Genomic DNA, 14433 nt, shown 5'->3' on the forward strand with positions numbered 1-14433 from the left:
AAGGGTATCTTCAGGATATCCTTTTTTGCGTTCTTAAGAACCTATAAATAAATAATATTTATGGATATTTATTCTTTATTGAACATAACTAAAAACGATAAATCCATTGATAACAGTTATGTATACGCTTTCAATAGCACTCTTTGAGATTCTTGTTATGCAAAAATGCATGCAACTCACTTGATTTTTCAGAATATTTAGAACAAAATGTTAATTACGAAACTGTGAGTGAAAGGGGTCGATGATATGAGTCGAGTTGGTTTGTATGACTCAAAATTTGAGAAAGATGCGTGTGGGATTGGACTTTACGTCAATTTACATGGGCTAAAGAAACATGAAATCGTCCAAAAATCGCTCTCCATGTTATGTAATTTAGAGCACCGAGGAGGACAAGGTGTCATCGATGCTGGTGATGGGGCTGGTATCATGACTGAAATTCCACACGAATTGTTTACGCAAACCATGAACCTTCCGTCACTCGGTCGTTACGCTGTCGGAATGGTTTTTTTTCAGCCGTCTGAGAATCAGCTTCACGAAAAGATCACTTTGATGGAACGGATGGCGGATGAACTTGATTGTTCGACGATTGAATGGCGCGAAGTACCTGTCGACCCGATGCAAATCGGTGAACATGCACGGGTCACACAACCGGTGATCTATCAATGGTTCATCTCATGTCCATTCCTAGATGAGGATGCGAATGAACGCGTCTTCTATGAACTTCGTCGAAAAATCGAAAAGGTCGAATCATTACGCCTATATATCGCAAGCCTTTCAACGAGAACGATCGTGTATAAAGGGATGTTGACGCCAAATCAAATCGCAGCATTTTATTTGGACTTGCAATCCCCTCATTACAAGAGTACGTTCGGCATCGTTCATTCTCGTTTCTCGACGAATACGTTCCCTTCTTGGGAACGAGCACATCCGAACCGAATGATAGTCCATAACGGGGAAATCAACACGCTTCGCGGAAATATCGATGCGATGCGAGCGCGGGAAGGGGTCACGTCAACAGACTTATTTGAAGACGTTCAACACTTGTTCCCTGTGCTTCAAGAGGATGGAAGCGACTCGTCCATGCTCGATAACGCTTTTGAATTCTTCACACGAACGGGTCGCTCGATTGCCCACACGGCGATGATGTTGATTCCTGAACCATTTGTCGAAGGACAGATGGAACCGTTCAAGCGCGACTTTTATCAGTATCATTCATCCATCATGGAGCCGTGGGATGGACCGACTGGAGTCGTCTTCACGGATGGAAGGCAAATCGGGGCAATTTTAGATCGTAACGGCTTGCGTCCGATGCGTTATGTCGAAACATTGGACGGGGAATTGATTCTCTCATCTGAAACAGGAGTCATTCCGGTTGACGCAGAGAACGTCAAATCAAAACAGCGTTTAAGACCAGGACAGTTGTTATTGATCGACTTGATTGAAAAGCGATTGATACCAGATCATGAGATCAAAGAGACGATTGCGAAGTCAGAGCCTTATCACAAATGGCTTAGGCAGATGATGATCCTTGAGGATCGAGGGGTCGATGAAGAAGAACTGCTTGAACTCGAGCGTGTGCAACGTGCGTTTGGATATACGAAAGAAGACATTGAACAGTATATGGTTCCGTTAATCAAAGATGAGAAAGATCCAATCGGCTCGATGGGACATGACCAACCAATCGCGGTGCTCTCGACACGACCCCGTTCCTTGTTCCATTATTTCAAACAACACTTCGCACAAGTGACCAACCCACCGATTGACGCGTTGCGTGAGAAAATTGTAACGGCTACATTTACTTGGATTGGTCCGCAAGGAGATCCGGTCCATACCGGACGAGGTCATGCAAAACGTGTGTGGTTAGATCATCCGATGATTGATGGGGCGGCTCTCAAGCAACTTGACGAGAGGCTCAAGGTCGAACGAGTCGCTACGACGTTCATGGATGATTTAGAGACATCTCTTGAGTCACTTTTGCGACAAGTCAGTGAGATGGTTCGAAATGGAGCAAATGTGATTGTTCTATCTGACCGGCTCATCGATCGCGAACAGATTGCGATGCCGTCTCTCCTCGTACTGAGTGCAGTTCATCAACACTTGATTCGAGAGAACTTGCGATCGGGCTGTAGTCTTGTTTGTGAGAGCGGTGAGGTACGAGAAGTGCATCAAGCAGCGACCTTGATTGGGTATGGGGCAGATGCGGTGTACCCTTACGTGGCCTATGCGACCATTCGAGATTTAGTCGAACGTGAACAAATCGCGCATTCATTTGAAGAGGCTATTCGCTCGTATCAAAAAGCAGTCGTCGAAGGCATCGTCAAAATCATGTCGAAAATGGGTATCTCCACCATTCAAAGTTATCGCGGGGCTCAAATTTTTGAAGCAGTGGGACTAGACCGTGATTTGATTGAAACTCATTTCAGGGGAACCACGTCCCAACTGTCTGGAATCGGATTTAAAGAACTTGAAGACGAGGCGAAAACACTCCATACGTCCGCCTATGCGACGAATCGGCCGCTCGAAGCGGGAAGTGATTTCCAATGGCGTGCAGATGGGGAAGAACATGCATTTAATCCGAAGACGATTCATTTGTTGCAACGTGCATGTCGTGAGAAGGAACGAAAATATTATGACGCTTATGTGAAGCTACATGATTCATCAGGACAGTTCATTCGACAGTTGTTTGCATTTAAAACGCAACGTCCTGTGCCACTCGAAGAAGTGGAACCAATCACGTCGATCGTTCGCCGTTTTAAGACGGGAGCAATGTCATTCGGGTCCTTGTCGAAAGAGGCGCATGAAACCCTCGCTATCGCCATGAATCAGATTGGTGCGAAAAGTAACTCGGGCGAAGGTGGGGAAGACCGAGCACGCTTCGTCCCGGATGAGTTCGGGAACGAACGCATCAGCCGCATCAAGCAAGTCGCGAGCGGGCGATTCGGGGTGACGGCAGAATATCTGTACCATGCCGATGAGATTCAAATCAAGATGGCGCAAGGGGCAAAACCGGGTGAGGGTGGTCAACTTCCCGGAAATAAGGTGTACCCATGGGTCGCCGAAGTACGCGGATCCGTTCCAGGTGTTGGGCTCATTTCACCGCCTCCACATCACGACATTTATTCGATTGAGGACTTGGCCCAACTCATCTTTGACTTAAAGCATGTGAACCCGAAGGCGAAAATCAGTGTCAAACTTGTCTCGAAGTCAGGCGTCGGGACAATCGCAGCGGGTGTGGCGAAAGCGAACGCGGATACGATTGTCATCAGTGGATATGATGGTGGGACCGGTGCTTCTCCAAAAACATCAATCAAGCACACAGGTCTTCCTTGGGAACTTGGTCTCTTAGAGACGCATCAAACGCTCGCGTTGAACGGGTTGCGGGGGAGAGTAACACTTGAGACAGACGGAAAGCTCATGACGGGACGAGATATCGTCCTAGCTGCCATCTTCGGGGCGGAAGAGTTTGCGTTTGCGACAGCACCGCTCGTCGTCCTTGGATGTATTATGATGCGCGCATGTCATTTAGATACATGTCCGGTCGGTGTGGCGACACAAGACCCTGTGCTTCGTCAGAAATTTATGGGGAAACCAGAACATGTCGTCAACTTGATGACGTTCTTGGCCGAAGAAGTACGGGAAATTTTAGCGTCACTCGGTATGACCTCACTTGATGAAGTGATTGGTCGAACGGATCTTCTTGAAGAGAGTGAATGGAAGACGAGTCATCCGAAAGCAAAACGGTTAGATTTAGCACCAATGCTCTCGATGCCGACACCACTTCCTGAACGTGAAGAACTCGCTCACCCGGCATATCGTTCCTATGATCACCGGAAATTGATTCCGGCAGTCTCTCGGTCAATCAACTCGTTGCAGCCGACATTCTTCGTTGGTCGCATCCGAAACACCGATCGCGCCGTCGGAACACAGTTAGGGTTTGAAGTGACGAAAGTTCACGGTCAGGTCGGTTTAGCGGATGATACCATTTCGCTTCGCCTCAGTGGATCAGCCGGACAAAGCCTAGGAGCATTTTTACCACGAGGGATCACCATTTCCGTCATCGGTGATGCCAATGACTATATTGGGAAAGGCTTGAGCGGTGGAAAATTAGTATTGATCGCTGAAAAACATGCGCCGTTTGATGAAAGTAAACAAATGATTGCCGGTAACGTCTGCTTGTACGGAGCGACGAGCGGACAGGCCTTCTTTAACGGTCATGTCGGCGAGCGTTTTGCCGTTCGAAATTCTGGGGCGACGGCAGTCGTCGAAGGAGTCGGCGATCATGGATGTGAGTATATGACCGGGGGAACAGTTCTCGTCCTCGGTGACGTTGGACGGAACTTCGCAGCCGGCATGTCAGGTGGCATCGCATATATTTATGGGGATCAAGCGTACGATCGACTCGTCAACGAGGAGCTCGTCTCCGTTATAAAAGAATTGAACGATGAAGACGTGGAACAAATTTATGCACTTCTTGAGGCGCATCAGTTTCATACAGACAGTGTCAAAGCACGGACCATTTTAGAGTCGTTCGAACAAGCTCGCTCTCGCTTTGTAAAGGTCGTTCCACGAGATTATGCGAATGTATTGGACGTCATGCGTCGAATCGAGGCGAATCGACCGGAGTTGAGTGAAGCAGACCGAGCGCTTGAATTGTTCCGGGTTGTGACTGAGGGGGGTAACGCATGAACCATAACTTTTTAAACATTCCACGTTCCACATTACCGGAACGTCAGGTGGATGAACGAGTGAAGGATTATGAGGAATATGCGACGCGAATGGATGACGAATCGGTCAAACAGCAAGCAGCACGTTGTATGGACTGTGGCACTCCATTCTGTCATGTCGGGGATATGATTGGACAGGAGACGATTGGGTGTCCGATTCACAACTATATCCCGGAGTGGAACAAGCTTGTGACAAAATCGGACTGGATGGGAGCGTATCACCGATTGATGGAGACGAATAACTTCCCGGAGTTCACGGGGAGAGTTTGTCCCGCACCATGTGAGGGGTCTTGTACACTCGGAATCAGTGAAGATCCGGTTGCCATCAAATCGATTGAACGAACCATCATCGATCGGGCATTTGAAGAAGGATGGGTGAAACCAAGATCTGTCCATCGAAGAACCGGGATGACCATCGCCATCATCGGAAGTGGGCCAGCTGGATTAGCGGCTGCTGACCAACTGAACCAGCTCGGACATTCCGTCACCATCATCGAGAAGGCGGATGAACCGGGAGGGCTACTCATGTACGGAATCCCGAACATGAAACTGGATAAGGACGTCGTGAGGCGCCGTATTCGGTTGCTCGAACAAGAGGGGATTGTCATCCAGACGAACATAGTGGTCGGTACGGATGTGACAGTCGAGGCGCTTCGGAACCAATACGATGCGGTGATCTTCGCTACAGGAGCTCAGAAACAGCGCACGCTCGGGATTGATGGCGATGATGCACGTGGTGTTGAAATGGCGATGGACTATTTGACGGCATCCATGTACGAACGGAAAGGATTGACTCGATCACCAGGACATGATGCCAAAGGCAAAGACGTCATCGTCATCGGAGGTGGAGATACAGGGGCCGACTGTGTGGCGACCGCGATTCGTCAAGGAGCGAAATCTGTCATCCAGTTTGGGAAGCACCCTTCGAAAGGATTGTTTAGGGCTCCTGAGCGACCATGGCCACTTCAACCGGATACGGATACGACGGATTATGCGTATGCGGAATCACTCGCGGTCTATGAGAAAGACCCGAGAACGTATTTGATTCGCTCCAACCAAATCGTCACGAAAGAAGGACGTGTCACAGGGGTTGAAACGGAACGGATGACGAAAGTGGTCAATCCGGATGGTCAGGCAACCTTCTTCGTGGAGGAAGATTCGATAGAGACGTATCCGGCGGACCTCGTCCTCGTCGCCATCGGATTTGAGCGACCGGAGCATGAGTTGCGGAAAATCGGCGTCGAGAAGACGAAAGATTTCCAGACGGCAACGGAAAACGTTTTTGTCGCGGGGGATGCCAAGCGAGGGCAAAGCCTGATTGTATGGGCGATTCGGGAAGGACGAGAAGTAGCAGAGGTCGTCGATGCGTATCTCGATACTTGCAAGACCGAATTAAAAACCTCATCATAAAAAGGAGCGACAGCCGTCGCTCCTTATCTTTTGTTTAGGAGGAGTTTTATGTTCACCGAAATCCTCATGTATACGGGAATCTGGTTTATTCTCATCCTCATTTTATTAGGAACCATTTATTCACGACGGAAAAAATGATCAAAGCACCATCGCCGCAATCACACCGAAGATGATGAGTGGAATATTGTAGTGTAAGAACGTTGGCCAAACCGTTTCACGTAGGTGATCGTGTTGACCGTCAGCGTTCAATCCACTCGTAGGTCCGAGTGTCGAGTCACTCGCTGGGCTACCTGCATCCCCAAGCGCTCCTGCAGTCCCGATGATGGCAATCGTTGCCTCGACTGAGAAGCCGTATTGTACACAGAGCGGGACGAAAATTGCTGCAATGATTGGAACAGTCGAGAAACTTGAACCGATTCCGAGCGTGATGACAAGGCCGACGAGCAACATGACGAGAGCGGCAATGAGTTTAGAGTCACCCATCAAATCGCTCGCTCCGTTGACGAGCGGTTCGATCGCACCTGTCTCGCGGATGACGGCAGCGAATCCACTTGCGGCGATCATGACGAACCCGATGAATGCCATCATGCGCATGCCGCTTGTGAAGATATCATCTGCCTCAGACCATGGAATCAGGCGGAAGATTGAAAGCAAAATCAAACCGGTCACCGCAGAGGCGATCATCGACTCGGTCTGCAACTGAACAATCAACACGATGAGAACGACTGCGAGTGTCATGATCATCTTCAAACCACTCATTTGACGTACTTCATAATCAGTTGGTCCGAGTGCAATCGTGTCATACGTTCTCGGTTTCCGGTAGTGAATGAACGCCGCTATCAATCCGACGACCATCCCTAATGCCGGGATGCCCATGATCGAGATGATGTTGACGTCTCCGACAGTCAAGCCGTTTGCTTCAACGTTCGCGATGAGAATCTCATTCAAGTAAATCCCACCAAACCCGACAGGTAACAACATATATGGTGTCACAAGACCGAACGTCAAAATGGTCGCTACGAGACGACGGTCTACATTCAACTCATTGAACAGCACGAGTAACGGCGGAATCACAATCGGGATAAAGGCGATGTGTATCGGAAGCACGTTTTGAGAGCTGATGGATAACAATAAGATGAGTGACAACAGGAATGCTTTGACAACCATCACACGTTTTCCTGACACGTCACGACCTGACATTGAAATCAATTTTTCAGCTAAGACGTCCGGAAGCCCAGTTTTAGATAACCCGACAGCGAATGCACCGAGGAGTGCGTAGCTGAGTGCGATGCTCGCTCCACCACCAAGACCGTCACTGAAGGCGGTCAACGTATCGTTGAACCCAAGTCCTCCAACAAGCCCTCCGACAAGCGCCGCTAAGATTAATGATAATACAATGTGCACTCGGCTGATGGCGAGCGCAAATAAGACGATGACTGCAAGTAATACTGCGTTCATATCGATCCAACACCTTTCGCGTTTTCTTTCTCTTGATATCACTTTAATATGATAAAGACTTTTTGAAATTTAACATATGATGTGACCCTTGTCAAATCGAATATGAAAAAAAGCGATAACTCGTGAAAGTTATCGCTTACGTGTTACATCTCGACGTTATGATACACTTGGCGCACATCTTCCAAGTCTTCGAGCACATCGATTAGTTTTTCAAACTGTTCTTGCGAAGCGTCATCGAGTGACACTTCGTTCTGCGGGAGCATCGTCAATTCCGCAACGGCAAACTCTTCTACACCGGCAGCCTTGAATGCAGTTTGAACGGCGTGGAACGCTTCTGGCTCGGCATAGACGATGACCGTCTCGTCTTCCTCGATAACATCACGCACATCAAGGTCATGTTCCATCATGAGTTCGAGGACGTCATCTGCCGACATTTCATTGACACCGATGACGGCAGTTGCATCGAACATATATGCGACCGAGCCACTGACTCCCATGTTGCCTCCGTTTTTACCGAACGCGGCACGAACTTCTGAAGCCGTACGGTTGACGTTATTCGTCAATGTATCGACGATGACCATCGAACCATTCGGACCAAACCCTTCATATCGAAGCTCATCGAAATTTTCCTCATCGCCACCTTTGGCTTTGTCGATGGCACGATCGATGATCGCCCGGGGCACGTTATACGTCTTCGCACGCTCCACAACGAATTTTAATGACTGGTTCAACTCAGGATCAGGTTCCCCTTGACGGGCGGCCACATAAATCTCGCGACCGAACTTCGCATAGACGCGACTCGTGTTCGCATCTTTTGACGCCTTCTTCTCTTTAATGTTGTTCCATTTACGACCCATTACATGTCATCTCTCTTTCCATTTGTACGTAGATTCATTACAGATTATATAAGAAGTTGTGGGAATTGACGAGAAAAGTTTTACTCGTCACCTTTGTCCATCTTCTCGACAATCTCTGTAAGTGTCTTCAAACTCTCAATGAGTCGGTCAGTTTCGTCCTCATTCAAAAAGGCGAGACGTTCCTCGAATAGTCTACGGAATGAGTCTCTGCGCTCAAGTAAGATCCGTTCACCTTTCTCGGTCAGTTGATTCCAAATCACGCGGCGATCCCGCTCGTCTGGCACCCGCGTGATATACCCCTCGTTCAATAATTTCGTGATGAGCGGGGTAACGTTCGGTGGCGCGATGGAGAGTGTCTCGCTGATTCGTCCATTCGTGACAGCCCCCTCGTCCTCAATCAACATCAATAGATGGAAATGAGAGAAGTTCAGGTTTGGAATTTGAGGAAAATCAGATCGACGTAACAATTTACGACGAATTAAAGGAATCAGTTTGACAAACTGGTCCGCTGCATCTTGTTTCGGCATAATAGATTCACTTCCTAGTTAGGTTCTATTTTCATTATACACGAGTTAGGTGCAGTTGAACCTAAAAACGGGTTGATGTGATGATTGATACATCATAGTAGAGATTGAATCGACACAAAATATGTAAGCGTTTACATTAAAGGTTTGATATATTTTCATGAAAACGCATTCGATTTTACTGAGGACGCATACAAAAATCAAGAGCTATCAACAATAGATAAAAAAATATTGTGAAAGAGTTCACATTGTTGTCACCCACAAAAACTGAAAAACATTGTATTCTATGAATGTGAAGGAAAGCACAATCTCTTGAAAACAGTCATCACAATGTGCTTCCATCAAGTCAATATGTTCATAAAAAGCTCTCACTTATGAGGAGGAACCTAACATGGCAGTCAAAGAGAAAGCAAAAGTGGAAACAACGGCAGAACAAATGGTGGACACGCTCGTAGCAAGTGCGCATAAGGCACTCGATACGTTGATGACGTTCGACCAAGAGAAAATCGACCATATCGTACAGGCGATGGCGCTTGCAGGACTCGAGCAACACGTCGCACTCGCGAAATTAGCACATACAGAAACAGGTCGCGGTGTCTTTGAAGACAAGATGATCAAAAACATCTTTGCGACAGAATATATCTATAACTCACTCCGTGGTGAGAAAACGGTCGGCGTCCTTGAAGATGACGTTCAAAACGGAATCACATACATCGCGGAGCCAGTTGGTGTCGTCGCTGGTGTCACACCGGTCACAAACCCAACATCGACAACGATGTTCAAAGCAATCATCGCCATCAAGACACGTAACCCGATTATCTTCGCGTTCCATCCATCAGCGCAACAATGTTCAAGCGAAGCGGCTCGTGTCCTCCGTGACGCAGCAGTGGCGGCAGGTGCTCCTGAAAACTTGATTCAATGGGTTGAAGTTCCATCACTCGATGCGACGAAAGCGCTCATGAACCACCCTGGTGTAGCGATGGTCCTTGCGACAGGTGGGGCAGCGATGGTCAAATCGGCTTACTCGACTGGTAAACCAGCACTCGGTGTCGGACCTGGTAACGTACCGGCCTACATCGATAAGACTGCAAAAGTGAAACGTGCCATCTCAGACGTCATCCTTTCAAAAACGTTCGACAACGGAATGATCTGTGCGTCTGAACAAGCGATCATCGTCGATCAAGAAGTATATGAAGAAGTGAAAGCAGAGATGACGGCACTCGGTTGCTACTTCTGCTCACCAGAAGAAAAAGCAAAACTTGAAACGCTAGTCATTCGCACGGATACATGTGCGGTCAACCCTGAAATCGTCGGGAAGCCGGCAGCATGGATCGCTGAACAGGCAGGTCTCAAAGTACCAGCGGATACGAAGATCTTGATTGCAGAGCTTGAAACAGTTGGCGCAACGGAACTTCTCTCTCACGAAAAATTAAGCCCGGTTCTCGGTGCGTATAAAGTTCAATCACGTGAAGAAGGATTCGCAATCGCTGAAAAAATGCTCGAGATTGGTGGTCTCGGTCACACGGCGGTCATCCACTCAACAGATGACGATGCCATCCTTGAGTTCGGTCTCCGTATGAAAGCTTGCCGCATCATCGTTAACTCACCTTCAGCACATGGTGGAATCGGTGACCTTTATAACGAAATGACACCATCCCTCACGCTCGGTTGTGGGTCTTACGGTAAAAACTCCGTCTCAGAAAACGTGACGGCGAAACATCTACTCAACGTGAAAAAGGTGGCGAGACGTCGCGTGAATATGCAATGGTTCAAAGTACCTGAAAAAATCTATTTCGAGAAAAACTCAGTACAATATCTTCAATCGCTCACAACGAAAAAACGGGCGATGATCGTCACAGATGAAATGATGGTCAAACTCGGATTCGCTGACAAAGTCATCAAAAACTTGCCGGCTGGTGTCGAGTACCGCATCTTCGACCAAGTCGAACCGGATCCATCTGTTGAAACGGTCATGAACGGTGCCGAAGCGATGCGTCACTTCCAACCAGACATGATCATCGCACTTGGTGGTGGTTCGCCGATGGATGCTGCGAAAGGCATGTGGCTCTTCTACGAACGTCCAGAAGAGAAGTTCTCGAATCTACGCCAGAAATTTATGGATATTCGCAAACGGACGTATAAGTTCCCGACACTCGGTAACAAGTCAATGTTTATCGCCATCCCGACAACGTCTGGTACAGGTTCTGAAGTGACACCGTTCACTGTCATCACAGATAAAAAACGTAACGTGAAATATCCGATTGCTGACTATGCGATCACACCAGACGTCGCCATCGTCGACCCTGAGTTCGTCATGACCGTCCCAGCTTCAATCACGGCTGATACAGGAATGGACGTCATGACACACGCAATCGAAGCATATGTTTCCGTCATGGCGAATGATTACACAGACGGACTTTGCCTCCGCGCCATCAAGATGATCTTCGACTACCTACCAAAAGCCTATGAAAACGGTAGCGATGCGGAAGCTCGTCAGAAAGTACACAACGCTTCAACGATGGCGGGTATGGCGTTTGCGAACGCATTCCTCGGTATCAACCACTCGATTGCTCACAAAATCGGTGGAGAGTTCCACGTCCCACACGGTCGTACGAACGCGATTCTCATGCCACACGTCATCCGTTACAACGCGACACGCCCATCGAAACTTGCGGCGTTCCCGAAATATGAGTCATTCATCGCTGACGAACGTTACGCAGAAATCGCGCGTTACCTCGGACTTCCAGCAAGCACGACAGCTGAAGGTGTCGAGTCACTCGTCCAAGCGATCATCGAGCTCGGTCAACGCTTGAACATCAAACTTTCGTTCAAGGCGCAAGGTATCAAGAAAGCAGAACTTGATGCGAAGATCGACAAGATGGCGGTCGACGCATTCGAAGACCAATGTACGACGGCGAACCCGAAAATGCCGCTCGTTGAAGAATTAAAAGAAATCATGTACGCAGCATACGAAGGCGTATAAGGATCAACATTTACAAGTGGGCCCGTTCAACTCGAACGGGCTTTTCTTGTGATCGGAATATGATATTCGGATTCTAAAATTATATTTAAATTGATAAAAAATTGAATAGTCAGACGATAAATAGCTGTATATAATAAAAAATGGTATGTATAGTAATTTATTGATGAATGGGGATCGTGTAATGTTCATATTGATTAGTTTGTTGCGTTCAATCGCGACAGTTTTTCTTTTCTTCAATCCAATCCATCCGACGCCGCTCGAGACCGCTGAATATATTTCATCAGTCGATCGAAATGCGGATAGTTGGGAGAGTGCCGACTTTTTTGAATCATTCGGAACCGAATTACCCATCGACATGGACCGAAACCTCCTTTACACAGAACGGATAACCGGCTGGACTGAGATTGAAATGGGGGATAAAACGTATGAGGGGTTTTCATCGATGACGTTTGATCAACCGTTCAAAGGTACGATTTTACATATGACGTGGGGACAAGATATTCCGGACGTGAAAGAGAAAGTGATTGTCTTACCGACGACAAAATTTTCACATGACAACATCGAAGATGCGTATACCGTCGATTACGCAGGTGAGGTTTTGAATGACCAGGAAGCGAACGCGTACTTGTCAGAGCTCGCATCTAAGGGAGCTGCAGGATACCTGATCACCCCTTTTGAAGACGACCCATATGAGACGGGTTTCGTTTTCACGTCATCTTATATGCCATTAAATGGTACAGGGGTAGACTTGGATACGGCTGAACAACTGAAGGACGGGGAAACGATTCAAGTCAAGCCCTATAACGAAGAAATTCCGTATGTCGAATTTGTCCAAAAAGGCAAGACGGATCAAGAGATTGTTCTCATGTCACGACTCGATTCTTCCTGGCACGGGGCCCATTATTTGTCTTCCGTCGGTCCGTCTTCGGTCTTATATCACCTCATACAGATGATGGACAACGAGACACCGTACTATACGATTCGATATGTCTTTTTGAATGGAAACGGTGACTCCAGAGAAGCGAGTGACGATTTCCTTGAAAGGCTAACGGGACAAAAAGCAAAAGTGGAAACGGTCGTCATGCTCGATATTCTTGGGACTGGTGACGGTCCGTTATACGTTCGGACCAAAGGAATGAAATCCTACCCATTACTAGAACAGGCGCCATTCTCTGATTTAGAAGTGCGCTCGTTGGCAAGTTCACCGGGTGACGCTTACGATGAAGCAGGAATTCCTTATCTGATGTTGAGTGACTCATTAGAAGGAAGTTGGCATGTGTTCACCGAGAAGGATACGTTTGAACGCCTGTCGGAAAGTGGGTTGACGGATGCGGTTGATTGGTTACACGATTGGCTAACTCACTGACCACATAGATGTCGCCGTCTCATTTGACGGCGACGTATTTTTTTGGATGACAGTTTCGGGTATGATAGTAATGGAGGCGATACGATGAAACAAGAGATGACGATTACGACAGCATACGGAACGATTGCAGGAACATTTCTTTCCCATGAGGAGCCCCGGGCGACAATCGTCATGTTGAGCGGAAGTGGGCCGAGTGACCGTGACGGCAATATGGGTGGTGTCGGTTTTAATACGTATGCCAAGTTGGCAGAAGCGTTGTACGACCGCGGATACAACGTGTTCCGATATGACAAACAAGGGATTGGCAAGTCCGATGGGGACTTCAATAAAGTCGGTTTACATGATTTGATTAACGATGCGATTCTTGTCGTGCGCACCATTCGACAACTGGCCGATGTGAATCGCTTATATCTACTTGGTCATAGTGAAGGGGCCGTTCTTGCTCCTGCCGTTCAACTTGAGACGAAGGCTGATGGGCTCATCTTACTTTCCGGTTTCCATGAATCGTCCAAGCAGATGTTCTTATACCAAGCAGATGCACTCGCTAAAGACATCGAACATGTGAAAGGGATAAAAGGTCTCTTCTACCGGTTGACGGGCGTTGCCAAAAAAGTTAGGCAGCGACAGGACGATTTGTTAGAGCGTTCTTTACGGACGAACGTCTCGTCTTTCAAATATCGAGGTCAAGTCGTAAATGCGAAATGGATTCGAGAACATGCATCCTATGACGTCCGAGAGCGATTGGAGCATGTGACCGTCCCGGTTCTTGCGATTACCGGGGGGCGTGATGTGCAAGTCCCACCAGAGCACGTCCATATGATTCAAACAAAAGGGGAGGTCACCTCATCGATCATTGATGATATGAATCATCTGCTCGTGACACGGGAGTCACCCCATTCGCTTCTCATGCTGCACAAAGAGTATCGAGAAGCAATCGATGCGCCGATTCATCCAAAACTCGTTCAAGAATTGGATGAATGGTTAAAAAAACAGTCATAAACTCGAAAAACGGTCATATATTGACCGTTTTTTATGTTATAATTGTGACAAATTGAATGAAACTGAATGTTTTTGAATGATTTTAGTTGTTTTTATAATGAAAACGCTTTAT

Annotated in this window: 8 protein-coding genes; 5 read left to right on the forward strand and 3 right to left on the reverse strand. The window is 47.6% G+C overall.

What is annotated here, in order from left to right; genetic code table 11:
• Nucleotides 1-246: 246 nt before the first annotated feature.
• The gene (gltB, locus tag ACFO4U_RS03435; protein ID WP_215243993.1) at nucleotides 247-4686 is read left to right on the forward strand and encodes a glutamate synthase large subunit; all 4440 of its coding nucleotides are present in this window, start codon (nucleotides 247-249) and stop codon (nucleotides 4684-4686) included.
• A complete protein-coding gene (locus ACFO4U_RS03440; protein ID WP_215243992.1) occupies nucleotides 4683-6134 on the forward strand; it encodes a glutamate synthase subunit beta in 1452 nt (483 codons plus the stop codon). The genes gltB and ACFO4U_RS03440 overlap by 4 nt, the downstream gene beginning before the upstream one ends.
• Before the next feature lie 138 nt (nucleotides 6135-6272).
• Here ACFO4U_RS03440 and ACFO4U_RS03445 read toward each other — a convergent pair whose 3' ends face one another.
• The 3 genes from ACFO4U_RS03445 to ACFO4U_RS03455 form a co-directional block, all read right to left on the reverse strand.
• Nucleotides 6273-7592: a Na+/H+ antiporter family protein gene (locus ACFO4U_RS03445; protein ID WP_214690963.1), complete on the reverse strand. Its 1320-nt coding sequence runs from the start codon at nucleotides 7590-7592 to the stop codon at nucleotides 6273-6275.
• A 143-nt stretch (nucleotides 7593-7735) separates the two neighbouring features.
• Complete coding sequence (locus ACFO4U_RS03450) at nucleotides 7736-8449, reverse strand: YebC/PmpR family DNA-binding transcriptional regulator (protein ID WP_012726206.1); 714 nt, start codon at nucleotides 8447-8449, stop codon at nucleotides 7736-7738.
• Nucleotides 8450-8529: 80 nt separating this feature from the next.
• Nucleotides 8530-8976: a MarR family winged helix-turn-helix transcriptional regulator gene (locus ACFO4U_RS03455; protein ID WP_012726207.1), complete on the reverse strand. Its 447-nt coding sequence runs from the start codon at nucleotides 8974-8976 to the stop codon at nucleotides 8530-8532.
• Nucleotides 8977-9364: 388 nt separating this feature from the next.
• On the opposite strand from ACFO4U_RS03455, the gene adhE reads away from it, so the two are divergent.
• From adhE to ACFO4U_RS03470, 3 genes are all read left to right on the forward strand, one after another.
• Nucleotides 9365-11956, forward strand: coding sequence for a bifunctional acetaldehyde-CoA/alcohol dehydrogenase (gene adhE / locus ACFO4U_RS03460; protein WP_012726208.1), 2592 nt, complete (start codon nucleotides 9365-9367; stop codon nucleotides 11954-11956).
• Nucleotides 11957-12137: 181 nt separating this feature from the next.
• Nucleotides 12138-13322: a zinc-binding metallopeptidase family protein gene (locus ACFO4U_RS03465; RefSeq protein WP_215243991.1), complete on the forward strand. Its 1185-nt coding sequence runs from the start codon at nucleotides 12138-12140 to the stop codon at nucleotides 13320-13322.
• An 84-nt stretch (nucleotides 13323-13406) separates the two neighbouring features.
• A complete protein-coding gene (locus ACFO4U_RS03470) occupies nucleotides 13407-14321 on the forward strand; it encodes an alpha/beta hydrolase (RefSeq protein WP_074037089.1) in 915 nt (304 codons plus the stop codon).
• Nucleotides 14322-14433 lie beyond the last annotated feature (112 nt).

It is taken from the genome of Exiguobacterium profundum (assembly GCF_042652865.1).
Lineage (GTDB): Bacteria > Bacillota > Bacilli > Exiguobacteriales > Exiguobacteriaceae > Exiguobacterium > Exiguobacterium profundum.